This window comes from Bacillota bacterium (assembly GCA_030019365.1).
Classification (GTDB): domain Bacteria; phylum Bacillota; class Sulfobacillia; order JACIYH01; family JACIYH01; genus JACIYH01.
On record JASEFA010000001.1, the window covers coordinates 137,201 to 160,877 of the forward strand.

Annotated in this window: 21 protein-coding genes; 17 read left to right on the forward strand and 4 right to left on the reverse strand. The window is 69.8% G+C overall.

What is annotated here, in order from left to right:
* Genes QME70_00655 through QME70_00670 form a run of 4 tightly spaced genes read right to left on the reverse strand, consistent with a single transcriptional unit; the run spans nucleotide 1 to nucleotide 4,952 of the window.
* Complete coding sequence (locus tag QME70_00655) at nucleotides 1–2,382, reverse strand: glycosyl transferase family 36 (protein MDI6893116.1); 2,382 nt, start codon at nucleotides 2,380–2,382, stop codon at nucleotides 1–3.
* 3 nt (nucleotides 2,383–2,385) lie between these two features.
* A complete protein-coding gene (locus tag QME70_00660) occupies nucleotides 2,386–2,697 on the reverse strand; it encodes a BON domain-containing protein (protein ID MDI6893117.1) in 312 nt (103 codons plus the stop codon).
* A gap of 19 nt (nucleotides 2,698–2,716) precedes the next feature.
* Complete coding sequence (locus QME70_00665) at nucleotides 2,717–3,640, reverse strand: glycosyltransferase (GenBank protein MDI6893118.1); 924 nt, start codon at nucleotides 3,638–3,640, stop codon at nucleotides 2,717–2,719.
* Nucleotides 3,615–4,952, reverse strand: a complete 1,338-nt coding sequence (locus tag QME70_00670) for a glycosyltransferase family 4 protein (protein ID MDI6893119.1) — start codon at nucleotides 4,950–4,952, stop codon at nucleotides 3,615–3,617. The genes QME70_00665 and QME70_00670 overlap by 26 nt, the downstream gene beginning before the upstream one ends.
* A gap of 127 nt (nucleotides 4,953–5,079) precedes the next feature.
* Between QME70_00670 and mraZ the strand changes: the two genes are divergently transcribed.
* The 17 genes from mraZ (at nucleotide 5,080) to ftsZ (ending at nucleotide 23,584) form a co-directional block, all read left to right on the forward strand.
* Nucleotides 5,080–5,607, forward strand: coding sequence for a division/cell wall cluster transcriptional repressor MraZ (gene mraZ, locus QME70_00675; protein ID MDI6893120.1), 528 nt, complete (start codon nucleotides 5,080–5,082; stop codon nucleotides 5,605–5,607).
* Entirely contained in the window at nucleotides 5,607–6,533 is a 927-nt protein-coding gene (gene rsmH / locus QME70_00680; GenBank protein ID MDI6893121.1) for a 16S rRNA (cytosine(1402)-N(4))-methyltransferase RsmH, read from the forward strand. The genes mraZ and rsmH overlap by 1 nt, the downstream gene beginning before the upstream one ends.
* Before the next feature lie 22 nt (nucleotides 6,534–6,555).
* On the forward strand, nucleotides 6,556–7,230 hold the full coding sequence (locus tag QME70_00685) for a septum formation initiator family protein (protein ID MDI6893122.1): 675 nt from the start codon (nucleotides 6,556–6,558) through the stop codon (nucleotides 7,228–7,230).
* A gap of 22 nt (nucleotides 7,231–7,252) precedes the next feature.
* Entirely contained in the window at nucleotides 7,253–9,238 is a 1,986-nt protein-coding gene (locus tag QME70_00690) for a penicillin-binding transpeptidase domain-containing protein (GenBank protein ID MDI6893123.1), read from the forward strand.
* A gap of 108 nt (nucleotides 9,239–9,346) precedes the next feature.
* On the forward strand, nucleotides 9,347–10,834 hold the full coding sequence (locus QME70_00695; protein ID MDI6893124.1) for a UDP-N-acetylmuramoyl-L-alanyl-D-glutamate--2,6-diaminopimelate ligase: 1,488 nt from the start codon (nucleotides 9,347–9,349) through the stop codon (nucleotides 10,832–10,834).
* Nucleotides 10,831–12,222: a UDP-N-acetylmuramoyl-tripeptide--D-alanyl-D-alanine ligase gene (gene murF / locus QME70_00700; protein ID MDI6893125.1), complete on the forward strand. Its 1,392-nt coding sequence runs from the start codon at nucleotides 10,831–10,833 to the stop codon at nucleotides 12,220–12,222. The genes QME70_00695 and murF overlap by 4 nt, the downstream gene beginning before the upstream one ends.
* Nucleotides 12,219–13,175, forward strand: coding sequence for a phospho-N-acetylmuramoyl-pentapeptide-transferase (mraY, locus tag QME70_00705; protein ID MDI6893126.1), 957 nt, complete (start codon nucleotides 12,219–12,221; stop codon nucleotides 13,173–13,175). Before murF ends, mraY begins: the two co-directional genes overlap by 4 nt.
* On the forward strand, nucleotides 13,157–14,332 hold the full coding sequence (ftsW, locus tag QME70_00710) for a putative lipid II flippase FtsW (protein MDI6893127.1): 1,176 nt from the start codon (nucleotides 13,157–13,159) through the stop codon (nucleotides 14,330–14,332). Before mraY ends, ftsW begins: the two co-directional genes overlap by 19 nt.
* Nucleotides 14,333–14,346: 14 nt before the next feature.
* The gene (gene murG / locus QME70_00715; protein MDI6893128.1) at nucleotides 14,347–15,474 is read left to right on the forward strand and encodes an undecaprenyldiphospho-muramoylpentapeptide beta-N-acetylglucosaminyltransferase; all 1,128 of its coding nucleotides are present in this window, start codon (nucleotides 14,347–14,349) and stop codon (nucleotides 15,472–15,474) included.
* A gap of 31 nt (nucleotides 15,475–15,505) precedes the next feature.
* The gene (gene murC, locus QME70_00720) at nucleotides 15,506–16,873 is read left to right on the forward strand and encodes a UDP-N-acetylmuramate--L-alanine ligase (GenBank protein MDI6893129.1); all 1,368 of its coding nucleotides are present in this window, start codon (nucleotides 15,506–15,508) and stop codon (nucleotides 16,871–16,873) included.
* 84 nt (nucleotides 16,874–16,957) lie between these two features.
* The gene (gene murB / locus QME70_00725) at nucleotides 16,958–17,881 is read left to right on the forward strand and encodes a UDP-N-acetylmuramate dehydrogenase (GenBank protein ID MDI6893130.1); all 924 of its coding nucleotides are present in this window, start codon (nucleotides 16,958–16,960) and stop codon (nucleotides 17,879–17,881) included.
* Nucleotides 17,882–17,909: 28 nt separating this feature from the next.
* Nucleotides 17,910–19,193 carry a UDP-N-acetylglucosamine 1-carboxyvinyltransferase gene (gene murA / locus QME70_00730; protein ID MDI6893131.1) on the forward strand — a complete coding sequence of 428 codons (1,284 nt, stop codon included), beginning with the start codon at nucleotides 17,910–17,912 and terminating at the stop codon, nucleotides 19,191–19,193.
* 149 nt (nucleotides 19,194–19,342) lie between these two features.
* On the forward strand, nucleotides 19,343–20,047 hold the full coding sequence (locus QME70_00735; GenBank protein MDI6893132.1) for an FtsQ-type POTRA domain-containing protein: 705 nt from the start codon (nucleotides 19,343–19,345) through the stop codon (nucleotides 20,045–20,047).
* Between the two features lie 6 nt (nucleotides 20,048–20,053).
* Complete coding sequence (locus QME70_00740; GenBank protein ID MDI6893133.1) at nucleotides 20,054–20,767, forward strand: DUF881 domain-containing protein; 714 nt, start codon at nucleotides 20,054–20,056, stop codon at nucleotides 20,765–20,767.
* A 1-nt stretch (nucleotide 20,768) separates the two neighbouring features.
* Nucleotides 20,769–21,116 carry a small basic family protein gene (locus tag QME70_00745; GenBank protein MDI6893134.1) on the forward strand — a complete coding sequence of 116 codons (348 nt, stop codon included), beginning with the start codon at nucleotides 20,769–20,771 and terminating at the stop codon, nucleotides 21,114–21,116.
* A gap of 74 nt (nucleotides 21,117–21,190) precedes the next feature.
* On the forward strand, nucleotides 21,191–22,423 hold the full coding sequence (gene ftsA, locus QME70_00750; protein ID MDI6893135.1) for a cell division protein FtsA: 1,233 nt from the start codon (nucleotides 21,191–21,193) through the stop codon (nucleotides 22,421–22,423).
* Between the two features lie 96 nt (nucleotides 22,424–22,519).
* Nucleotides 22,520–23,584 (forward strand): cell division protein FtsZ, encoded by a 1,065-nt coding sequence (gene ftsZ, locus QME70_00755; protein MDI6893136.1) that lies wholly within the window; start codon nucleotides 22,520–22,522, stop codon nucleotides 23,582–23,584.
* Nucleotides 23,585–23,677: the final 93 nt, after the last annotated feature.

The following is a 23,677-nucleotide window of genomic DNA, read 5'->3' on the forward strand; positions in this document are numbered from 1 at the left end:
CTATGGGCTGGTGGGGCCCATGATGACGCGCACGCGGTGCTCCCTTCCGTCCTCCAGGGGGGGAAGGAGATTGGTGGGCAACTCGTCACCATCCAGGTAGACCCTCTCCACGCCGCGGCTGACGTGCCCGGGGTTTTCCACTTCGATCAGGTAGACGGCCCGGCGGAAGGCCCGGCGCAGCCGGAAGCCGTCCCATTCCGGGGGAATGGCGGGGTCGATGCGCAACCCGTCCAGCTCGGGCCGGGCTCCCAGGATGCCCTGATAACCCGCGATCTGGGCCCAGGCGGCGGTGCCGGTGGTCCAGGTGAACTCGCCCCGGCCGAACCAGGGGGAGTCGGGGCCGTGGACGTACTCGGCGTAGACATATGGTTCGGCCAGGTAGCGGTCGGGGTCGGCGGAGGCGGTGATGAAGGAGCTCTTGCGGAACCACTCGTAGGCGCGGTCGCCGCGGCCCAGCCTGGCTTCCGCCAGGATGGCCCAGGTGACCGGATGGTTGAAGACGGCACCGTTCTCCTTGGCGCCGGGGGCGAACATGGTGATGATGCCCAGGCTCTCGTCCGGCTCCTGGTAGGCAGGGAGGAAAAGGGCGGGCCCGTAAGGAGTGTCCAGATGCTTCCATACGGAATCCATGGCCGCCAGGGCGCGCTCGGGAGGCGCCAGGCCGCTGAGCACGGCCCAGGTCTGGGCGTTCACGTAGATGCGACCCCAGCGGTTGAAGTGGCTGCCGAAGGCGTCCCCCCGGTCGGTGGTGCCCCGTACGTACCACTCGCCGTCCCAGCAGTGCTCGTTCACCAGCCGTGAGATTTCGTCGGCCCGCGCCCGGTAGCGGTGGGCCGGCTCCCGGTTTCCCAGGTGATCCTCGAGGGCGGCCATATCCCGGAGCATCCAGGCCAGGAACTCGGCGGTCATCACGCTCTCGCCCCGGCCCTCGACGCCCACCTGGTCCAGCCCGTCGTTCCAGTCGGCCGCCCCTATGAGGGGGAGCCCGCGGGCGCTCACCCGTCCCAGGGTGTACTCCAGGGACCGGCCCAGGTGGTCGTGGACGGTGCCCTCGCCTCCTCCGTAGAAGGGCACCACTTCCTGAAGGAAGTCCAGGTCCCCGGTCTCCTTGAGGTAGGCGATGACGGCCAGCACGGGCCAGAGGGCGTCATCGGAGTGGCCGGTGCGGGGCCCGGTGTCGGAAACAGGGTCCCAGTTGTGCAGGCAGCCGCCATCGGAAAACTGATGGCGCAGCATTTCCCGCAGCTTACGGGCGGCCGCCCCTGGCTCCATGGGGAGGATGCCCAGCAGGTCCTGGCAGCTGTCGCGGAAGCCGATCACGGACCCGCCCCCGATGTAATACGAGACCATGCGCGACCAGTGGAAGGTGACCCAGGACTGATACTTGGACCAGATGTTGAGGGCCAGGTCGAAGTCCTCATCGGGGGTGGAGGCCCACAGGCGCCCCACGTGGTCGTCCCAGTAGCCGCATACGTGGGCATACGCCCGCCGCACTTCGTTCAGGTCCAGGTACTTTCGCCGCAGGCCGGTGATGGATCCCCGGTCGGGAGCAGCCCCGGCCAGGATGACGAACTCCCGGGTCTCACCCGGTTCCAGGCGCAGGGAGGAGTGCAGGGCTCCTGCCGCGTCCTGGCCCGGGCCCTGGGAGTTGCTACAGCGGCCGCGCTCGACGGCCACCGGGCGGGAGAGACACCGCCCCGGTCCCACGAAGGCAGCCCGCAGCCCGTCAAAGCTCTCCACGGGCAGGCTGGAACAGGTGAAAGCCACCGCCGGCCAGGAGACGTGGGGCCTGGTGGGGCGGGTGGCCACCTCCCACAGCCGGTTTTCCGCCAGGAGGGTGCTGTCGGTCCATTCCACCCGCTTGAACAGGGAGGCAAAGGTGCTTTCCAGCAGGTCGTAGGGGAAGCTGCCCAGGGCCCACTCCAGATAGGAAAACACGGCCAGGTGGCGGGGCCGGGCGGAGCGGTTGGTAAGCCTGACCCACCAAATCTCCAGGTCGTCGCCGCGGGGGACGAAGAAGGTCACCTCCTGCTCTATCTCGCCGGCCAGGCAGTGGATACGGGTGTAGCCCAGCCCGTGACGGCACTCCCACCGGTCGTATGGCGCCTGCACGGGTTGCCAGCCCGGCGACCAGACCTCCCCGGTGTCCTGGTCGCGCAGGTAGATGTAACGGCCCGGCCGGTCCGAAACCAGCATGTCGGCCGGGTGCGCTCTGGTGATGCGGTGGTAGCCGGAGCTCCCGAAAAAGGAGTAGCCTCCCCCGGTCTGGGAGATGAGGGCGCAGTAATGCCCGTTGGTGAGGTAGTTTGCCCAGGGCCGGGGGGTGTCGGGACGGTTGATCACGTACTCCCGGCCATCGGGAGAGAAGCTGCCGTAAGGCACCCTTCACACCTCCAGCCTGTCGTCTTCGTCCCGGGTCAGGGTGAAGTCGGCGTGGAAAACGCCTTCCGTGACGCCATACGGGTGCGGGAAACCGGCCGGTCCCCTCACCTCCAGCTCATTGATCACCTTGCGCACGCCCGTCAACCCGGACACGATGGTCTCCGCCAGCCGGGCTTCGCGGGCGGAACCCACCGTCCCGCGCAGCCGCACCACCCCGTCCTGGGCCACGGCCCGGATGGGTGCGCCGGAGAGCGGGGCTATCTGCCCCAGGACCTCGTGCACCCTCTGCGACAACAGGGCATCTCTCAACTTCATGCTTGAACCCCCTTGGCCGTCAGGAAGTGCCTGCCGCCGGCAGCGCCTCCGGGGTGACCTCCAACTCCCGCATGAGGACCTGGGTCCACAGGCAGGCGAGCAGGGATTCCGCCCCCTGGTTCAGGTTGACCCCCTCGGGGGTAAGGCCGTCGTAACAGCCGCCGGTGGCCGGGTCCAGCAGGGAAACCCCCAGCTGGTTCTGGCCCTGGAACCAGGCTGCCGCCCGGTGGGCCAGCTCCCGGTAGCGGGTCGCTCCGGTCACCAGGTATGCCTCCAGGTTGGCTTCCACCAGATGGGCGGCATCCAGCGGTTGCTCGTCGAAGTCGGCGGGCGCGCCGCCCCGCCGGTACCAGTGCCGGTTTCCCACCAGTTTGGCGCAGCCGGGCCGGAAACAGCAGTCGTCGAGGAAGTCCAGGCTTTCCCTGGCCACGCGCAGGTAGCTGCGGCGTCCGGTGATCACGTACGCAGCCAGCATCCCCTGGGGGAGAACGCCGTTCGCGTAGGTCATGGTCTCCTCGAACCAGTGCCACCCCGGGGCCGCTGCCGCCCGGTAAGCGGCCAGCAGGCGTTGCCCCAGGCGGTGGGCCAGCACCCCGGTGGCGTGGTCGGGGGATGCCTCGTGATGGCGCCGCAGCGCCACCAGGGTGAGGGCCTGGGCGCGGAGAGCCCTCAGGGCCGCGACGTGAGGGAGGGCCCGTGCCCAGAGACGCCCGGCCAGGAGGCGGGAGCCGGGGCCGGCCCGGGGTGAGGCCATGACCTCCACGCACGCCCCCAGGGCGCGGCCGAAGCAGTCTTCGGAGCCATCCTCGTCCAGGAAGCGCCTGGAGTAGTCCATGAAGTTGCGGAACCACCCGGTGGGGTTCTGGGCGTAAGCGAGGAAGGCCAGGTACCGCTCGGCCAGGGCAGCCAGGCGGGGGTCAGCGCACGTGCTTGGCACCCTCATCAGGAGTGCCAGGGCTCGGCTGTTGTCGTCGGTGGTGTACCCGCTGGCCAGGTCCGGCAGGGAATAGGTGGCGTGCTGGATGAGGCCGGTGCAGTCCGTCAGGCGCAGCAGGTGGTCCCAGTGCAAGATGGGGGACGGTAAGCTGTCGGACGCGCTCATACCCCTTGCTCCTTCCCGTTACCTCCCTGAACAGGCTCGCGTAGCGAGCGCCCACCCGGGGCCAGGTCATGGTCATGCCCAGGGCCGCCGCCCGTTGCCCCAGTTGCCGGCGCAGCCGGAAGGACCCCAGGATGCGGTTGACCGCGTGTTCGATGGCGTTGGCGTTGCGGAACTCCACCAGCAGCCCCCGGTTTCCCGCCAGCAGCTCCCGGGCGTGCAGATAGGGCGTGGAGACGATGGCCTTCCCCAGTCCCAGGGCGTATGCCAGGGTGCCGGATACGATCTGGTCTTCCCCCAGGTAAGGGGTGACGTACACGTCGGCGGCCAGCAGGTAGTCAGTGAGCTCCGCCTCGGTGAGGTAGGAGTCCAGGAAGCACACGTGCTCGCTCACCCCCAGGTCGGCCGCCAGGCCCGCCAGGTGCTGCCGGTAGCTTTCCCCGTAGAGCTTTCTCACCACAGGGTGGGTCTGTCCCAGCACCAGGTAGAGCACCCGCGGATGCCGCCTCACGATGCCGGGCAGGGCGCGGAGCATGTATTCGATGCCCTTGCCCGGGTTGATGAGCCCGAAGGTGCACAGCACCTGCCTTCCCGCCAGACCCAGGCGCCGCCTGATTTCCCGGCGGCTCCACGCCCGCACGGCGGGCACGCCGTGAGGTATCACCTGCACCAGGGAGGGGTCGATGCCGTATACCTCCCCGAGCAGGCGGCGGCCGGTCTCCGTCATCACCAACAGGGCAGCCGAGCGTTCCCCCAGCCTGCGGATGATCTCGCGCTGGGCGGGTAGCGGGCGGGAGAGTACGGTGTGCAGGGTTACCACCAGCGGGCGCTGCAGGCGATCCACCAGCTCCAGCACCGTCTCGCCGTGCTCGCCGCCGAAGATGCCGTACTCGTGGTGGAGGTTCACCACCGGGCAGCCGGCCCGGTTCAGGAAGTCGGCGGCCGCCCGGTAGTCCGCGGGGTGGCCCTGGCGGATCTCGCCGATGACGACCCTGCCGTAATCGTATGCGCCCCCGTGGTCGCTTACCGCGATCACCCGGCTCTGCCATCCGGCGGCCTCTACGCCGGCCATGAGGTTGGACACGAAGGTGGCCAGGCCGCAACGCCGCGGCGGAAAGGTGCTCAGGTAGCAAACCATGTTGGCGTCAACAAGCAAGGATCTTCCTCCCCGGTGCATGTTGGGCCGCCCCGGTGTAAGGTTTCCCGGCCCCGGTTTCCCTATCCTGAGGAAACCTTTCCAGATCCCCGGGACGTCGTTCCGCCCAGGAGGAATTCCAGCCCGGATGGAGAATAGGACAAGCAAAGTGGGTCAAAGTGGTGAACGGTGGGGAAGCGGACGGCGAAGGGAGGGGCGGGGCACGTTTCTCGGACAGTACGTTCACAGCATGGACGACAAGGGTCGGGTGGCCATCCCCGCCCGTTTCCGCTCTGAACTGGGGGAGCGCATGGTGGTCACCCGCGGGCTGGATAAATGCCTGTGGGTGTACCCCTGGGAGACCTGGCGCGTCATCTCCGGTCGTTTCACCCAGCTTCCCATCACGCGGGCCCGCAACCGCAACTTCCAGCGCTACTTCTTCGCGGGGGCGGTGGAGTGTGCGCCCGATGCCCAGGGACGCATCCTCATCACCCCCGCCCTGCGCGGGTACGCGGGCCTGGCCCGGGAAGTGGTGGTGGCCGGGGTTTCCGACCACGTGGAGGTTTGGGACCGGGCGGGATGGGAGGCTCTGGAGGAGCAGGTCAACGCCGAGTATGAGGAGATCGCCGAGAGCCTTTACGCCTCCGAGGACGCCCGAGAGGAGGGAGGCCGGTAGTGCACCGGCCGGTGATGGTGGCGAAGGTCCTCGACCTGCTGGGAGTGAGAGAAGGGGGCGCCTACGTGGACTGCACCGTGGGTGAAGGGGGCCACGCCCGCGCCATCCTGGAAAAGGCAGGTCCCCACGCACGCCTGCTGGGCCTGGACCGGGACGGAGAAACCCTGGAGACGGCGGCCCGGCAGCTTTCAGCCTGGGGGGAGCAGGTGTGCCTGCGTCATGAGTCCTTTTCCCGCCTGGAGAACGTTCTGGCGGTAGAAGGCTGGGGACGGGTGGACGGCGTGCTCTTCGACCTGGGCGTCTCCTCCCGGCACCTGGACGATCCCGGGCGGGGTTTCTCCTACCGGCAGGAGGGGCCGCTGGACATGCGCATGGACCGCCGCCAGGAGACCACGGCTGCGGACCTGGTGAATCGGCTGCCGGAGGACGAGCTGGCCTTCATCATATCCCACTACGGCGAGGAGCGCTGGGCGCACCGCATTGCCCGCCGCATCGCGGAAAGCCGGACGCGGGCCCCCATCCGCACCACCACGGAGCTGGCAGCGATCATCAAGGATGCTATCCCGGCCCCGGCGCGCCGGCGCGGGGGACATCCCGCCCGGCGCACTTTCCAGGCCCTGCGCATTGCCGTCAACCGGGAGCTGGCGGAGCTCGAGCAGGGTCTCGAGCAGGCCGCGGCGGCCTGCCGGCCCGGAGGCCGGGTGTGCGTGATCGCGTTTCATTCCCTGGAAGACCGCATCGTCAAGCAACGGTTCCTCGCCCTGGCCCGGGCGGGACGCGGCGCGGTGCTGACGCGCCGCCCCCTGGTGCCGGGGCGCCAAGAGGTGGAAGCAAACCCGCGGGCGCGCAGCGCCAGGCTGCGGGGTTTCCAGGTTGGGGACGAGGGCGGGCAGCCCGAACCCGGCAGCGGAGCGACCATCGCATAGGGCAGCGAGGGGAGGAATAGGCATGGTTATGGCCGATGAGGCCTGGACCGGCCGGTGGGGAGGATACGCTCGCCCGCAAAGGCAACGGGCGGGCCGGGTCCGTCCCGCGGGCGGGGCGCAGGCCCATCCCGTGCGACCCGCCCGGGTCCATGCGGCCGCGCAGGCCCATCCCGTGCGACCCGCCCGGGCCCATGCGGCCGCGCAGGCCCATCCCGTGCGACCCGCCCGGGCCCATGCGGCGGCCGGGGCTCGTGCCGGCGGGGCGGCCCGGGCCCGTCAGGCGTGGGCGGTCCGGCTGCGCACCCTGGCACGCCCGCTGGGTTCGGTGTGGGTGATGGGACCGGCGCTGGTGGGAATGGCGGTACTGGTGGCGCTGGCCCTGGTGTATCTGCACGTGGCCTGCCTGGACACCGGGCACCGCATACTGGCCCTCGAGAAGGAGCTGCGGGCCTTACAGGCCGACAACGAACGCCTGCAACTGGCGGTCCTGCGTCTGGATTCTCCGGCCCGCGTTGAGCAGGTGGCCAGGGATAAGCTGGGAATGGTGCCCGTCCGGGAGGCCCGGGTGGTGACGGCCGCGCCCGACCAGGTGCGCGAGGTCCAGCCGCCGGTGACCGTGTCCTGGCTGGAGCGGGTGGCCTTGTACCTGGCGGGGTTGCTGGAAGGACGGGGAGTGCTGGCCGGTCCGGCCCGATAGGGGCTGAAGGGGGCGCAGGGTGGTGTCGAATCCGCCTCTGAGCCTGCGCAGGCGGGTGGTGCTGCTCTTTTTTGCTTTCCTCCTGTCTTTCGCCGTGCTGGCCGGGCGGCTGGGCTGGCTCCAGGTAGTCAAGGGGGAGGAGCTGCGCAGCCGCGCCCTGGAGGTGCGCATGAACGACATCCCCGTGCAGGCCCGCCGCGGCCTCATCCTGGACCGCCGCGGGCGGGAGCTGGCCCTTTCGGTGGAAGTGAACTCCGTATATGCCATCCCGCCCCAGATCAGGGACGGGGAGAAGACCGCCCGGGAACTGGCCCGCGTGCTGGACATGGCGCCGGGCGAGGTGCTGGACAGGCTGCGCCAGCGCACCTTCTACGTATGGATCAAGCGCCGGATCGGTGAAGAGGAGGCCGCCGCCGTCAAGGCGCTCAAGCTGCCGGGGATCGGGCTCACCCGCGAAGCCCAGCGTTTCTATCCCCAGGGGCAGCTGGCCGCCCACCTTCTGGGGATCGTCGGCATCGACAACGTGGGGCTGGAAGGACTGGAGCTCATATACGATCGGGACCTGCACGGCCAGCCCGGCCGGGTGGTCATCGAGGTGGACGCCCTGGGGCGGGAGATCCCCCAGTCGGAGCGCCAGTTCGAGCCGCCGGTACCCGGCAACAACCTGGTGCTGAGCATCGACCAGGTCCTGCAGTATATATGCGAGCGGGAACTGGAGCGGGCCATGGCACGCACCGAGGCCAGGGCCGGGTCGGTAGTCTTGTTGGATCCTGCCAGCGGCGAGATCCTGGCCCTCACCAGCCGCCCCACCTTCGACCCCGGGCGGTACCAGGATTTCCCTGACTCATACCGGCGCAATCCCGTGGTTTCGGACACCATTCCCCCCGGCTCCACCTTCAAACCCATCACCGCGGCCGCCGCCCTGGAAACGGGTGTGGTTACCCCGTCGAGCGGCTTCTATTGCGGAGGGAGCATCACCGTGCCCGGGCACACCTTCTCCTGCTGGCTGGACGGCGGTCACGGGGCCATCAACTTCGAGCGGGCGGTGGCGGAAAGCTGCAACGTGGCCTTCATCCAAATGGGGCTGAGGACCGGCGTGGATGCCTTCTACCGGTATCTCCACGAGTTCGGGCTCACCTCGCCCACGGGAACGGACGCCGGCACGGGCGAGGCTCAGGGGCTGCTCCTGCCCAAGGAGGAGTGCAAGCCGGTGGACCTGGCCGCCATGGCCTTCGGCCAGACCCTCACCGTGACACCGCTGCAGCTATGCCGCGCCATCGCCGCCATTGCCAACGGGGGCGTGATGACCACCCCCCATGTGGCGAAGGAGATACGCACGCCTGCGGGGGAGCTGGTGCGTGCGTACGAGGACCGGGGGGTGCGGCGGGTCATCTCCCAGGAGACGGCCCGCGAGCTGGTGCGGGCCATGGGCCTGGTCATGGAGGAGGGGACGGGCAGGTCGGCCCAGGTGCCGGGGTACCGGCTGGCGGGTAAGACCGGCACCGCCCAGAAAGTGGAGGAAGGCCGCATCGCCTCCGGCAAGTACATCAGCTCTTTCATCGGATTCGGCCCCCTTCCCCAGCCCCGGCTCCTCACTCTGGTCGTGCTGGACGAACCCAAGGGCGAGTATTACGGGAGCCAGGTGGCGGCGCCGGTGTTTGCCGCCATCATGGCCGATGCTTTCCGCTACCTGGAGATTCCTCCGCAGGGTGTGCCCGCGCCGTCCGCGGCCCGCGGGAGCGGGACCCAGGTCGGGGCGGAGGCAAAGGCGACCGCCGGGCAGGCTGCGCCCCCCGGGCAGGCTCCGCCCCCCGGTACGGTGGCCGTGCCGGACGTGCGCGGGATGAGCATGCGGGCTGCTGCCTCGTCCCTGGAGAAGGCGGGCCTGCGCCTGGTGGCCCGGGGCACGGGCCGGGCGGTCCGCCAGGAACCTGCCCCCGGTGCCGCCTTGCCTCCCGGAGGAGTGGTGAGGGTGGAGTTCGCCCCCCCGCCTTCCCTGCCTCCGTGAGGGGGACCGGCACGACGGGGCACGTTGTGCCCGTGTCCCGCGTCACATAAAATGAACGGGGCTGAGCCACAATACTGGAAAAGTCAGGGGAAAGCGGTGGCCGTTGCTATGAACGTGGGGGAACTGGTGAGGATACTGCCCGAGAAAGACTTAAGGGGCGACCCGGCGACGGAGATCACAGGTCTGGCCTACCACTCCGGGGCGGTGCGCCCCGGGTTCCTTTTCGCCTGCTGGCGGGGGCTGAAGTTCGACGGCCACGACTTCGCGCCCGAGGCGGTGCGCCGGGGGGCGCGGGCTCTCCTGGTGGAGAGAGGCGTGGACCTCCCCCCCGGCGTGGTCCAGGTATTGGTACCTTCCTCCCGGCGCGCCCTGGCCCTGGTGGCCGCCACCTTCTGGGGGCACCCTTCCCGCCGCCTGCGGCTGGTGGGTGTGACCGGCACCAACGGCAAGACTACCACCACCTACCTGATCCGTCACATCCTGGCTGCCTGCGGCCACCGGGTGGGGCTGATGGGCACCGTGCGCAACGTGGTGTGCGACCGGGAGCTGCCGGTGGAGCGGACCACGCCCGAGTCGGTGGACATCATGGCGCTGCTCGCCCAAATGGTGGAGTGCGGGTCTGCTTACTGCTCCATGGAAGTATCTTCCCACGCCCTCGACCAGGAGCGGGTGGCCGGATGCGAGTTCGCTGTAGCGGTGTTCACCAACCTCACCCAGGACCACCTGGACTACCACCCCACCTTCGCGGATTACCTGGAGGCCAAGCTGGGGTTGTTCCGCAGCCTGGGCCGGGGATACCTGGGAAGCACCACGGGCAAGAAGCTGGCGGCGGTCAACACCGACGACGCTTCATACCCTCGCTTTGCCGGGGAGGCCCGCCGGGCGGGGGCGGGCGTGGTCAGCTACGGCATGCACCCTCCCGCCGATGTCACGGCGGCCGGCGTGCGCATGAGCGCGGAGGGGACCTCCTTCCTGGTCCGGACTCCGGCGGGGGAGGCCCCGGTGAGCCTTCCCCTGGTGGGGCGATTCAACGTATACAACGCCCTGGCCGCCCTGGCCGTGGCCGTCGGGGAGGGCGTGCCCCTGGCCCTGGCCGTGCGGGCCCTGGCTGAGGCGCCCCAGGTTCCCGGCCGGTTCGAAAGGATCAGGGAGGCGCGCGAGTTCTCGGTGATCGTGGACTACGCCCACACCCCCGACGGCCTGCGCAACGTGCTGGAGACCGCCCGGGAGATCACGCCGGGCCGGGTGATCGCGGTGTTCGGTTGCGGGGGCGACCGGGACCGGGGCAAGCGACCCATCATGGGCCGGATCGCCCGCGAGCTGGCCGACGTGACCGTCATCACCTCTGATAACCCGCGGAGCGAAGATCCCCGGGCCATTATCGGGGAAATCGAAGAGGGGGTGCGGGCTCCCGGTTACCGCTACCTGCTCGAGCCCGACCGGCGCCGGGCCATATCCCTGGCGCTGGCCGAAGCCGCCCCGGGCGACCTGGTGCTGGTGGCCGGCAAGGGGCACGAGACGTACCAGGTGATCGGGGACCGTACCCTGCCCTTCGACGATCGCCAGGTGGTGCGGGAACTGCTGGCAGGGAGGTGAGGCCGCTGCTGTTCACCGTCGCGGAAGCCTGCCACATCCTGGATGCCCGCCTCCTCTTCCCCGGTGAAAACGCGGAGATCCTGGCGGTGACCCACGACAGCAGGCGGGCGGGTCCCGGGTTTCTCTTCGTGGCCATACCGGGCGCCACCACCGACGGCCACCTCTTCCTGGAGGACGTCTTCGCCCGCGGAGCGGTGGCGGCCCTGATCTCCCGGGAGCCCCCGCGGCATCCGGGTGGTCCCTGCCTGCTCGTCCCCGACACGACCCTGGCCCTGGGCAGGTTGGGACTTGCCCATCGCCTGCGTTTCGCTCCCCTGGTGGTGGGGATTACCGGTTCCCTGGGCAAGACCAGCACCAAGGACATGGCGGCGTCGGTACTGGGGACCCGTTACCGGGTGCTGAGGAACGAGGGTAACCTGAACACCGAGGTGGGGGTTCCCCTGACCCTCCTGCAACTTGATTCGACTCACGAGGTTGCGCTCATCGAGATGGCCATGCGGGGACGGGGGCAGATCACCTACCTGGCCGGCCTGGCCCGGCCCCGCATGGGGGTAGTCACCAATGTGTCCGAGAGTCACCTGGAGCTGCTGGGGTCGGTGGAAGAGGTGGCCCGCGCCAAAGCCGAGCTGGTGGCGGCCCTTCCTCCCGACGGTACCGCCGTCCTGAACGGGGACGATCCCCGGGTGCGCGCCATGGCCGAGGAGTGCCCGGGGCGGGTGGTGTACTTCGGCCTGGGGGAAGAATGCCAGGTACGGGCCACGGGGGTGCAGTCTCTGGCCGACCGGGGGAGCCGCTTCCTCCTCCACCTGGACGGGGAAAGGGCGGAGGTGCTGCTGCCCGTTCCCGGCCGGCACCAGGTGCCCAACGCTCTGGCCGCCGCCGCCCTGGGGTGGGTGCTGGATCTCCCCGCCGCCGACATCGTGCGGGGCCTGCAGGACCCCGCCCTGTCGGGGATGCGCATGGAAGTCCTGCGGCTGGGCGGGCTGACCGTCCTCAACGATGCCTACAATGCCAGCCCCACCAGCACTTCGGCGGCCCTGGAGACTCTCGTGGAGATGCCGGGGAGCCGCCACCTGGCCGTGCTCGGTGACATGCTGGAGCTGGGGTCGCGCACCGTCCCCGGGCACCGGGAGGTGGGGAGGCTGGTGGCCCGGCTGGGGCTGGATCACCTGGTGACGGTGGGCCCCCATTCCCGGGAGCTGGCCCGGGCTGCCCGCGAGGAGGGCATGCCCGCCCCCCGCATCGCCCGGGTGGATGCCGCCCCGGAGGCGGCCCGGCTGGTGAGCGACCTGGTGAAAGAGGGAGACGTGGTGCTGGTGAAGGGGTCGCGGGGCATGAAGCTGGAGCAGGTGGTGGCCGCGTTGCGGCAGAGGTGGGGGCCCAGATGACCGTGGCCGTCCAGCCCCTGGTGGCGGCGTGGCTGCTGGCCCTGGCCGCCGGCAGCCTGATGATTCCCGGCCTGCGCCGTCTCAAGGCGGGACAGGTGGTGCGCAGCGACGGCCCCCGCAGCCACGCCGGTAAGGCCGGTACCCCTACCATGGGCGGGGTGATCTTCCTGGTGGCTCTGTCGGCGGCGGCCCTGTGGTGGGGTCCGCGCACCGGGGCTCTGTACGTCCTCCTCTTCAGCGCCTGGTCCTTCGCATTGCTGGGCTGGGCGGACGACTTCCTCAAGGTGGTGGCCAGGCGACCCCTGGGACTGCGGGCCCGCTACAAGGTGGCGGGGCAGCTGGTGCTGGCGGCGGGCATCGTGGCGGCTTCCCTTCAGCTGGGCCGGGGGACCATCATCGAGGTGCCCTGGTACGGCCCCTTCGACCTGGGACGGGCCTACTGGTTGCTGGGCATGCTGGTGGTGCTGGCCGGGGCCAACTCCGTCAACCTCACCGACGGCCTGGACGGCCTGGCGGCGGGGGCCACGGCCTGCTCCTTCCTGGCGTACGGTCTCATGGCCTGGAGCCTGGGAGAGGAGCCGGTGCTCACCTTCTGCCTGGCGGCGGTGGGGGCCCTGGTGGGTTTCCTGCGCTACAATGTGTATCCCGCTCGGGTGTTCATGGGGGATACCGGTGCCCTGGCCCTGGGGGCGGCCCTGGGGGCATGTGCCATCCTCACCCGCGCCGAGATCCTCCTCCTGCTGATCGGCGGGCTGTACGTGGCCGAGGCCCTTTCCGTCATGCTGCAGGTTTTCTGGTTCCACGTTTTCGGGCGGCGCATCCTGCGGATGAGCCCCCTGCACCACCACTTCGAGCTTTCCGGCTGGCCCGAGCCCCGGGTGGTGGAGTTCTTCTGGGCGTGCTCGGCGGTGTGCGCCTTTCTGGGGCTGCTGGTGTGGCGGGGGATGGGATAATGGCGCGCCCCGGCAGGCCCCGTCCCACCGTGAGGAGCGTGCGGGCGCGGCCCGTTCCCGCCCGGGCGGGCAGTCCCGATCCCCTGCTCTTCCTGGTACTTGTGAGCCTGGTGGCCATCGGCATAGTCATGGTGGCCAGCTCTTCGGCGGCCAAGTCCATGGAGACGCTGGGAGACCGCTACTTCTACCTGAAACGGCAGGCGGTATGGGCCGCCCTGGGCCTGGTGGTAGCCCTCTTCACTTCCCGCCTGAAGTACTGGCACTGGGTGTCGGTGGCCCGCCCCGCCCTGGTGCTCACCGTCTTCCTGCTGGTACTGGTGCTCGTTCCCGGAGTGGGGCGGGCCTCGCGGGAGGCCCAGCGCTGGCTGGGTTACGGATCCCTGGCCTTTCAGCCTTCCGAGCTGGCCAAGGTGACCATGACCATTTTTGCCGCCTACCACCTTTCCCGCCGGGAGGGGATAGCGCGTGACCTGTGGCGGGGGGTGGTACCCCTCCTGTTCTGGACGGGCCTGGCTGCGGCTCTCATCCTGAAGCAACCCGACCTGGGTACTGCGGTGACGGTGGGCGGTACCCTGTTCCTGGCCCTGGTCACTGCCGGCGCCCGTATTTCCCATGTGGCCCTGCTGGGGGTGGCGGCTGTCCCCACCACCTTCTGGGCCATCTTCGCGGAGGAATACCGCCGCCGCCGCTTTCTCGCCTTCCTGGACCCCTGGGCAGATCCGCAGGGGTCCGGGTTCCACATCATCCAGGCTCTCTACGCCCTGGGATGTGGTCGCCTGTTCGGGGTGGGCCTGGGGCAGAGCAGGCAGAAGCTCTGGTACCTGCCCGAGGAGCACACCGACTTCATCTTCGCCATCATAGGGGAAGAGCTGGGATTGGTGGGGGCCGCGGTGGTGGTGGGCCTGTTCTTCCTGTTCACCTGGCGCGGGTTCCGGGCGGCCATGCACGCGCCCGACACCTTCTCGTCGCTGCTGGCGGCCGGGCTCACGGGGATGATAGCCCTGCAGGCGGTGGTGAACATGGGGGTGGTGACCGCGCTGCTGCCCATCACCGGCATCCCGCTACCCTTCATAAGCTATGGCGGATCGTCCCTGGTGTTCTCCCTGGCCGCGGCCGGCATCGTCCTCAACGTCTCCCGTTACAGCCGTCCCCCCTGAAGGAAGGTGATGGTATGGGGGAAAGGGATCTCCGCATAGCGCTCACCGGCGGGGGGACGGGCGGGCACATCTACCCGGCCCTGGCGGTGGCAAAGGTCCTGCAGGAGGATCACGGCGCCTGCCTGCTGTACGTGGGCAGCGGCGGGAGCATGGAGGCCGACCTGGTCCCCCGGGAAGGCATTGCCTTCGAAGGGATCACGGTGACGGGGCTGCGGGGCAAGTCGCTCCGGCAGGTGATGCTGGGGACCGGAAGGGCGGCTCTGGCGGTGGGACAGGCCCTGGCCATCCTGGGACGGTTCCGCCCCCACGCCGTGCTGGGGACGGGAGGGTACGTCACCGGTCCGGTGGTGCTTGCCGGCCTCCTGCGCCGCATTCCGGCCGTTCTGCAGGAGCAGAACGTGGTCCCGGGCGCGACCAACCGCTGGCTCTCTCCCTTCTGCCGGGCCGTATGCGTCCCCTATGCCGGCTGCCTGGTGCACTTTCCCTCCCGGGCCAGGCTGGTGGTGACGGGAAACCCCGTCCGCCCCCGGGTGATCGCCCGCACCCGGGAGGAGGGCTGCCGGTCCCTGGGACTTGACGCCCGCCGCCCCACCCTGCTGGTGCTGGGCGGGAGCCGGGGCGCCCGCCGGGTGGCGGAGGCGGCCCTGGACGCCCTTCCCGCCATCAGGGAGGCTCAGCCCGGCGTGCAGGTCCTCATCATCGCCGGCCGGGACTACTACCCGGAGGCCCGCACCCGGCTGGCCGCAGCGGTGGCGGACGGAGACGTCCGCCTGGAGCCCTACGTCTATAACATGGAGGATGCGCTGGCGGCCGCCGACCTGGTGGTGGGACGGGCGGGGGCCATGACGGTGGCGGAAGTGACCGTGCGCGGGCTTCCCGCCGTCCTCATCCCTTCTCCCAACGTGGTGGGGCGGCACCAGGACTACAACGCCAGGCAGCTGGAAAAGGAAGGAGCAGCCCGTGTGATCCCGGAGGACCGGCTGGATGGACAGGCCCTGGCCGCGGCTGCGAATACCATACTGGGGGATGCTTCTCTGCGGGAGGCGATGGCCCGGAGCTCCCGCCGCCTGGGCCGGCCCGATGCCGCCCGGCGGGTGGCGGATGTGGTGATGAAGACGGGCCGGTTACCCGCGGCATACTAATGGGATGCGAGGGAAGCGGGTGGAGGAGTTCATGCCCAGAGTGCACTTCGTGGGGATAGGCGGGGCCGGCATGTCGGCCCTGGCCGGTGTTCTCCTGGAGATGGGATATGAGGTGAGCGGGTCCGACCTGGCCTCCGGCGACGCCACCCGGCGGCTGGCCGCACGGGGAGCCGCCATCTTTCAGGGGCACCGGGCCGAGCAGTTGGGCGACGCCGACCTGGTGGTGGTTTCCGCCGCGGTTCCCGAGGACAACGTGGAGGTGCGGGAAGCCCGTTCCCGCAGGCTGCCCATCCTGGGCAGGTCCGAGCTGCTGGCCCGTCTCATGGAGGAGAGGCACGGGGTGGCGATTGCCGGGGCTCACGGCAAGACCACCACCGCCTCCATGGTGGCCGTCTGCCTGGAGCAGGCCGGGTACGACCCCACCGTCCTCATCGGAGGCGAGCTCAACGACGTTCCCGCCACCTCGCGCCTGGGCCGGGGACGCTACCTGGTGGCGGAAGTGGACGAGTACGACGGAACCATCCTGCTCCTGCACGCCTACCTCGCCCTGGTGACCAACATCGACGACGATCACCTGGAACGGTATGGCTACTCCCTGGACCGCTTGATAGGGGCATTCCGCCGCTTCCTCGACCAGGTGCGCCCGGAGGGGGCGGCGGTGGTGTGCCTGGACAGCCCCCACCTGCGCCGCGCCCTGGACGGGTACGGCGGGCGCCTCGTCACCTATTCCCTGAACGGCGCCGCCGACTACACCGCCCGGGACATGCAACTCCTGCCCGGGGGGTCGCGGTTCACCGCCTGTTCGGGAGGTGAGCCCCTGGGAGAGGTAACGCTCTCGGTGCCCGGCCGGCACAACGTCCAGAACGCCCTGGGGACCATAGCTGCCTGCTCCTTTCTGGGAGTGGGTTTCCCGCCCCTGGCAGAGGCCCTGGCCTCCTTCCGGGGAGTCAGGCGGCGGTTTCAGACCCTGGGGGTGGCCAGGGGCATCCGGGTGGTGGACGACTTCGCCCACCACCCCGCCGAAGTGGAAGCCACCCTGCGGGTCGCCCGCCTGGAGGCGGGAGAGGGAAGGGTGATATGTCTGTTCCAGCCCCACCGTTACACCCGCACCGGGATCCTGCACCGGGCCTTCGGGCCCGCCCTGGCCCTGGCCGACGAGGTGGGGGTCATGGACGTGTATGCGGCGGCCGAGCCGCCCATCCCCGGGGTGACGGGAGAGCTGGTGGCACGGGCCGTCCGGGATGAGGGCAAACCGGCGCCCTTCCTGTCCACCCCCGGTGAGGCGGTGGAGTGGCTGAAGGGGGTGGCCCGGGCGGGGGACCTGGTCCTGGTGATGGGAGCCGGCGACGTGTGGAAGGTGGGGAAGGACTTCCTGCGGTGGCTCGAGGAGCCCGGGTAGGCGGGAAGCGCGGGCGGCTGGAGGGCTTCGGGTAGGCCGCAACCTCCGGTGTCCTGGTGGCGACGGGTATGGGGGGCACGTCTCTTGGAGCAGGTACTGGTGGAACAGGTGCTGGCCCGCCTGCGTAGCATGGTGCGGGGCGATGTCAGGTCATCGGAGCCCATGAGCCGCCATACCTCCTTCCGGGTGGGGGGACCGGCCGACCTGTATGTACGCCCCGCGGATTTGCCCTCCCTGGAGGCCGCTCGGGCCGTCCTGGCGGAGGCCGGGTTGCCCGTGCTGGTGGTGGGCCTGGGTACCAACCTGCTGGTCCGCGACGGGGGCGTCCGCGGGGCGGTGTTGTCCACGGCCCGTCTGAGCGGGTGGCGAGTGGACGGTACCCGGGTGGTGGCGCAGAGCGGCTCGCCCTTTCCCGCCCTGGCTCGCGAGGCAGCCCGATTGGGGCTGAGTGGTCTGGAGTTCGCCGCCGGCATACCGGGAACCCTGGGCGGGGCGGTAATCATGAACGCGGGGGCCCACGGGATGTCCCTGGCAGACGTCATCGAGCGGGTCACGGTGCGCGGCCGCGCGGGTCAGGCGGTGCTCGACGGCGATGAGCTCGGGCTGAGCTACCGGAGCAGCGCCCTGCGGGGCCAGGACCTGGTGGTCACCGAGGCCGTCCTGCAGCTGCGACCTTCGTCGAGCACCGAGGTGCAGGAGCGCATGCGGGCACTGCTGGAGGTCCGGCGGCGCACCCAGCCCCGCGGTGTGCCCTCGGCGGGGAGCTTCTTCCGCAACCCGCCGGGAGCGGCGGCCGGCTTCCTCATCGAACAGGCGGGCTGCAAGGGCATGCGGGTGGGAGGGGCGGAAGTCTCCCGGGTGCATGCCAACTTCCTGGTCAACCGGGGCGGAGCCACCGCCGGGGACATCCTGGCCCTGGCCGCCGCGGTGCGCCGGCGGGTGGCCGAGCGGTTTGGCGTCTGGCTGGAGCCGGAAGTGGAGACAGTGGGAGAGGACCTGACGATCTGACCCCCAGGGAGCACCGGGGGTGAATGGTGTGGAGCAATTCGTGATCCACGGGGGGCGGCGTCTCTCCGGTACCGTGACCGTCAGCGGTTCCAAGAACGCGGTGCTGCCCATGATGGCGGCGGCGGTGTTGAGCCCGGAGCAGTGCACGCTCAGGGGCGTGCCCCGGCTGCGGGACGTGGCCGTGATGCGAGAGATCCTGGAGAGGCTTGGCGTCCAGGTGGCGTGCCACCCCGACGGCACCCTGGAGATGTGGGCGCGGGAGCTGGGGACGTGCGAGGTGCGGGATGAGCTGAGCCGGCAGATGAGGTCCTCCATCTTCCTCATGGGGCCGCTGCTTGCCCGCGCCGGAAAGGTGAAGGTGGCATATCCGGGGGGATGCGCCATCGGGCCGCGTCCCATAGACCTGCACCTGCGGGGGCTGGAGGCCCTGGGGGCCCGGTTGCGGGAACGCCACGGGTACATCTACGGCGAAGCCCCTCGCCTGCGGGGGCAGGAGATCCACCTGGACTTCCCCAGCGTGGGGGCCACGGAAAACATCATGATGGCGGCCGTCCTGGCCCGGGGGGTGACGGTGATCGGGAACGCGGCCAAGGAGCCGGAGATCGTGGACCTGCAGAACTTCCTCAACGCCATGGGCGCCCGCATCACGGGGGCCGGGACCGACGTCATCCACGTGGAGGGCGTGCGGGAGCTGGGCGGGTGCCAGCACCAGGTGATCCCCGACCGCATCGAAGCGGGGACCATGATGGCGGCGGCGGCCATCACCGGCGGCGAGGTGCTCATCTCGGGGGTCATCCCGGAGCACCTGGAATCGGTGACCGCCAAGCTCAAGGAAGCGGGAGCGGCCATATCGTGCCCGCAGCCGGGTCAGATCCTGGTGAGGGGCCCCGAGCGGATCCTGGCCACGGACTTCAAGACCCTGCCCTATCCGGGCTTCCCCACCGACATGCAGCCCCAGGTGATGGCCCTCATGTGCCTGGCCGAGGGGACTTCGGTCATCACCGAGACGGTGTTCGAGAACCGCTTCAAGCATGCCGATGAGCTGCGACGCATGGGTGCCCAGATCAAGGTGGAGGGGCGCGCGGCGGTGGTCAAGGGCGTCCCCGTCGTCTTCGGGGCGCTGGTGGAAGCCACCGACCTGCGCAGCGGGGCAGCCCTGGTGCTGGCGGGGCTGGCGGCGGAGGGAGTGACCACGGTGGAGGACACCTCCCACATCGACCGCGGGTACGAGCACCTGGAGGCCAAGCTGGCCGGCCTGGGGGCCCACATCGAGCGCTCCCGGGCGGGGTCGGGGCCACCCACAGGCGTGTGACCGGCGGGCGGGGCGTTTGCGCTCCTCCGCGCGGCCCGGGTGGCGGGTCGGCCTTGCAACTGGCGGCCGCGAACAGGGTAGGGTACAATTAGGTGCTTGAGGGCGGGGTGTGAATGCGCACTTCGGGTGGACAGGCTGGTCGGACGAGGTTGACCTGGTGCCTTCTCCTCCTGCTGGCATCTGGGGTGGTGGTGGTCTTTGCCCAGTCCCGCTATGCCCAGTTGCAGGAGGTTGCCGTCACGGGGGCCAGCCGCCTCGACCCGGAGCAGGTGAAGGAGATCTCCGGGCTGCGCCCCGGGCAGACCGTGTTCTCCCTGCGCCCCGGACAGGTGGCCGCCCGCCTGCGATCTCTCCCCTGGGTGAAGGAAGCCCGGGTGGCCTGGGCGTGGCCGGGCCGGGCTCTCATCCGGGTGAGTGAGCGCACGCCCCTCGCTCTCCTGCCCTACCACGACCGCTTCCTGGTGCTGGACGGTGAGGGTCGCGTTCTCACCACCAGCCAGGAGGCAGGTCCCTGGGAGCTGCCCCTGGTGACCGGCCCGGTTCCCCCCGATCTGGTGGCGGGCCAGTTCATCACCGACGGGGCCGTCCTGGGAGCCCTGGCGTGCGTGGAAGCCTTCCCTCCCGCGGCCAGGGAGAGACTGGGCGAGGTGCATGCCGGCGACCGGGGAGAGCTGGTCGTGTACGACCTGGAGGGTGTTCCCGCCCTCATGGGGTTCCCCGACGCCCAGCTGCCCCACAGGGTGCAGGTCCTCCTGGCCGTCTGGGAGGACTTGCGCCGCCAGGGAGGGCAGGCGGAATACATCGACGTGCGCGACCGCGACCGGGTGGTCGTGAGGCCGGTCCAAGGGGGGTGAGGGGGTTTGCGGTCGAGAGGAGCGCAGGTGGCGGTGGCACTGGTCATGCTGGTGCTGGGGTTGATGCTGGCCCTGCAGTACCGCGTGCAGCAGCGGGCCGCCACCGACCTGGCCCACCGCCGGACCGAAGAGCTGGTGGAGCTCCTGCAGAAATCCGAGACCGAGCGGCGCCGCCTGGAGCAGGAAGTGGCCGAACTGCGCAACACCGTTACCGGACTCACCCAGGGCCAGGCTGCCCTGGGGGCCCTCCAGGAGGAGCTGACCAAGGCTCAGATCCTGGCGGGGCTGGTGCCGGTAAAGGGACCCGGGGTTAGCGTCACCATGGACGACTCCAAGCGGCCCCTGCAGAAAGGGCAGGACATCAACGCCTTTCTCCTGCATGATGAAGACGTGCTGCGCGTTGTGAACGAGCTGTTTGCCGCCGGGGCGGAAGCCATGTCCCTGAACGGACAGCGCGTGATAGCCACCACGGAGGTGCGCTGCGCCGGCCCGACCATCTCCGTCAACCGGGTGATGACGGCGCCCCCCATCGTGATCCAGGCTGTGGGTGACCCCGACGTGCTGGAGAGGGCGTTGCGCATGAGGGGGGGCGTGGTGGAGTCGCTATCGTTCTGGGGGATCGAGGTGACCGTGAAGAAGGAGACGGAGGTCACCATCCCGGCGTATACCGGCAGCCTGCGTTTCCAGTTCGGCCGGGTGGCCCAGTCGGGAGGAAAGTGAGATGTGGATTCCGCTGGCGGCGCTGGTGGCGGGGGTCCTGCTGGGGGCCAGCATTCCCCTGCAGATCCCCATCTTCTACGGGCGGTATCTGTCCGTCGCCCTCCTGGCCGCCCTCGATTCCTCCTTCGGCGGGGTGCGGGCGGGACTGGAGGGCAAGTACGACAACACCGTCTTCATCAGCGGCTTCTTCCTCAACGCCCTGCTGGCGGCAGGTCTCACCTACGTGGGCGACCGCCTGGGGGTGGAGCTGTATTTCGCCGCCCTGGTGGCATTCGGCATCCGCATCTTCAACAACCTGGGCGCCATCAGGCACCTGCTGCTGGCCGCATGGCGCAAGCGTCGCCAGTAAAGGGATGGCTGAGCCGGTGTTCAAAGGAAAAGCAGAGGGCGTTGCAGAAATCAACGCCCCGGGAGGTGCATGGGTTGCCCAGGCGCGATCTGGCGGTTGGAATTGACGTCGGGACGAGCAAGGTGGCCGCCATTGTGGGAGAAGTGCGCCGGGACGGCACCTGCGACATCATCGGATTCGGCGTGACCCCCTCGGCCGGCATGCGCAAGGGTGTGGTGGTGGACATCGAGGGCGTGTCCAGGGCCATCGCGGAGGCTGCCGAGAAGGCAGGGCGCATGGCGGGGGTGGAGATAAAGTCCGCATACGTGAGCATCTCCGGCAGCCATCTCTCCAGCCTCAACAACCGGGGAGTGGTGGCGGTGGCCAGAGACGACCGTGAGATCACCGCCGAAGACGTGGATCGGGTGCTGGACGCGGCCCGCGTCCTCAACATCCCAGCGGACCGGGAGATCGTGCACGTGGTCCCGCGGGAGTTCGTGGTGGACGGCTACGATGGAGTGAAGGATCCGGTGGGGATGCTGGGAGTGCGCCTGGAGGTGGAAGCCCACGTGGTTACGGGGGCGGTGACCTCCATCCAGAATCTCTTGAAGGGCGTGGCCAGGGCGGGGCTGCAGGTGGAAGACCTGGTGGTGGCGCCCCTGGCGTCGGGAGAAGCGGTACTGCTGCCGGCGGAACGGGAGCTGGGTGTGCTCGTGCTGGACGTCGGTGGCGGCACCACCGACCTGGGCATGTTCGAGCGGGGCAATCCCGTGTATTCGGCGGTCGTACCCATAGGCGGGGACCATGTGACCGGGGACCTGGCCGTCGGCCTGCGCACGCCACCCCCTGAGGCGGAGAGGATCAAGCTGGAACACGGGCGGGCCCGGCCCTGTCCCGAGGCAGATGACGACGTGTTCGAAGTGCCCAACGTGGGTGGCACGGGCACCCGTCAGATCAGTGGGGCTCTGGTGACCCAGATCGTTGCTCCCCGGCTGCAGGAGCTGTTCGGGCTGGTCAGGCAGCAGATAGCTCGATCCGGTCGCGGCGGGCAGATTCCGGGCGGGGCGGTGCTGTGCGGAGGATGCGCGCTCCTGCCCGGGATAGGGGAAATGGCCGAAGAGGAACTGGGGATGCCGGTGCGGGTGGGGACCCCCGGCGGGCTGGGAGGCCTGGCGGACCTGACCTCCAGCCCGGCCTTCGCCACCACCGTGGGCCTGCTCGTGTATGCCACCCGGGGCCAGCCGGGGCTGGCGCGGGTGGAGCTCAGGGGCGGCATGCTGGGGTCCCTCTGGGATCGGGTGCGCCGCGCCCTGAGCGATTTCTTCTGAAGGTCGCTCCCCGCAGCCGCAGGTGGGCCGCGCGGTCGGCCCGGGCTGCGGGGCTGCGGGTGGGCGTGCAGGGAGAGGGAATCGGGAGGTGTGGGGATGCTGGACCTGGAGCTGGAGGGGGAACCCTTCGCCGTCATCAAGGTGGTGGGGGTGGGGGGCGGGGGCAACAACGCGGTCAACCGCATGGTGGCCACGGGCGTCAAGGGAGTTGAGTTCATATCCATCAACACCGACGCCCAGGCCCTGGCCGCCTGCCACGCCACCCGGAAGATACAGATCGGAGCCCGCATCACCAAGGGTCTGGGGGCAGGGGCCGATCCGGAAGTGGGGAACAAGGCGGCCGAGGAGAGCCGGGATCAAGTCGTGGAGACCCTCAAGGGGGCCGACCTGGTGTTCATCACCGCCGGTATGGGAGGGGGGACCGGTACCGGGGGGGCGCCGGTGGTGGCGGAATGCGCCAAGGAGGCGGGTGCCCTGTGCGTGGGCGTGGTGACCAGGCCCTTCACCTTCGAGGGCCGGCGGCGCATGGCGGTTGCGGAGCGGGGGATTGCCACCCTGCGCAGCAAGGTGGACACCCTTATCACCATTCCCAACGACCGGCTGCTGCAGGTGGTGGACAAGAAGACCTCCATAGTGGAAGCCTTCCGGGTGGCCGATGACGTCCTCCGCCAGGGGGTGCAGGGGATATCGGATCTCATCGCCGTCCCCGGGCTCATCAACCTGGACTTCGCCGACGTGCGCACCATCATGGCGGAAACGGGGTCAGCCCTCATGGGTATCGGGGTGGGCTTCGGGGAGACCCGGTCTGCCGATGCCGCCCGGGCGGCCATCTCCAGTCCCCTCCTGGAGACGTCCATAGAGGGGGCCCGCGGGGTCCTGCTCAGCATCACGGGAGGGCCGGACCTGGGCCTGTTCGAGGTGAACGAGGCGGCGGAGATCGTGGCCGAGGCCGCCGACCCCGATGCCAACATCATCTTTGGAGCCGTCATAGACGACAACCTCAAGGACGAGGTGCGGGTCACGGTGATCGCCACCGGCTTCGATGCGCGTCCCAAGGCCGCGTCCGGCCGGGAGAAGCTGCCCCTGGAGCAGATCGACCTCAAGGGGTTCGCGGCCGAGGACGACCTGGACATCCCCGCCTTCCTGCGCCGCCGCTCCTGACCCGAGCCGGGTGGGTAGCACCCTGCGCCGCCCGGCGCCACCGCGGGCAGCGTCCCGCGTCACCCGGCGCCAAGCCGGCCGCAGCCTGCGGCG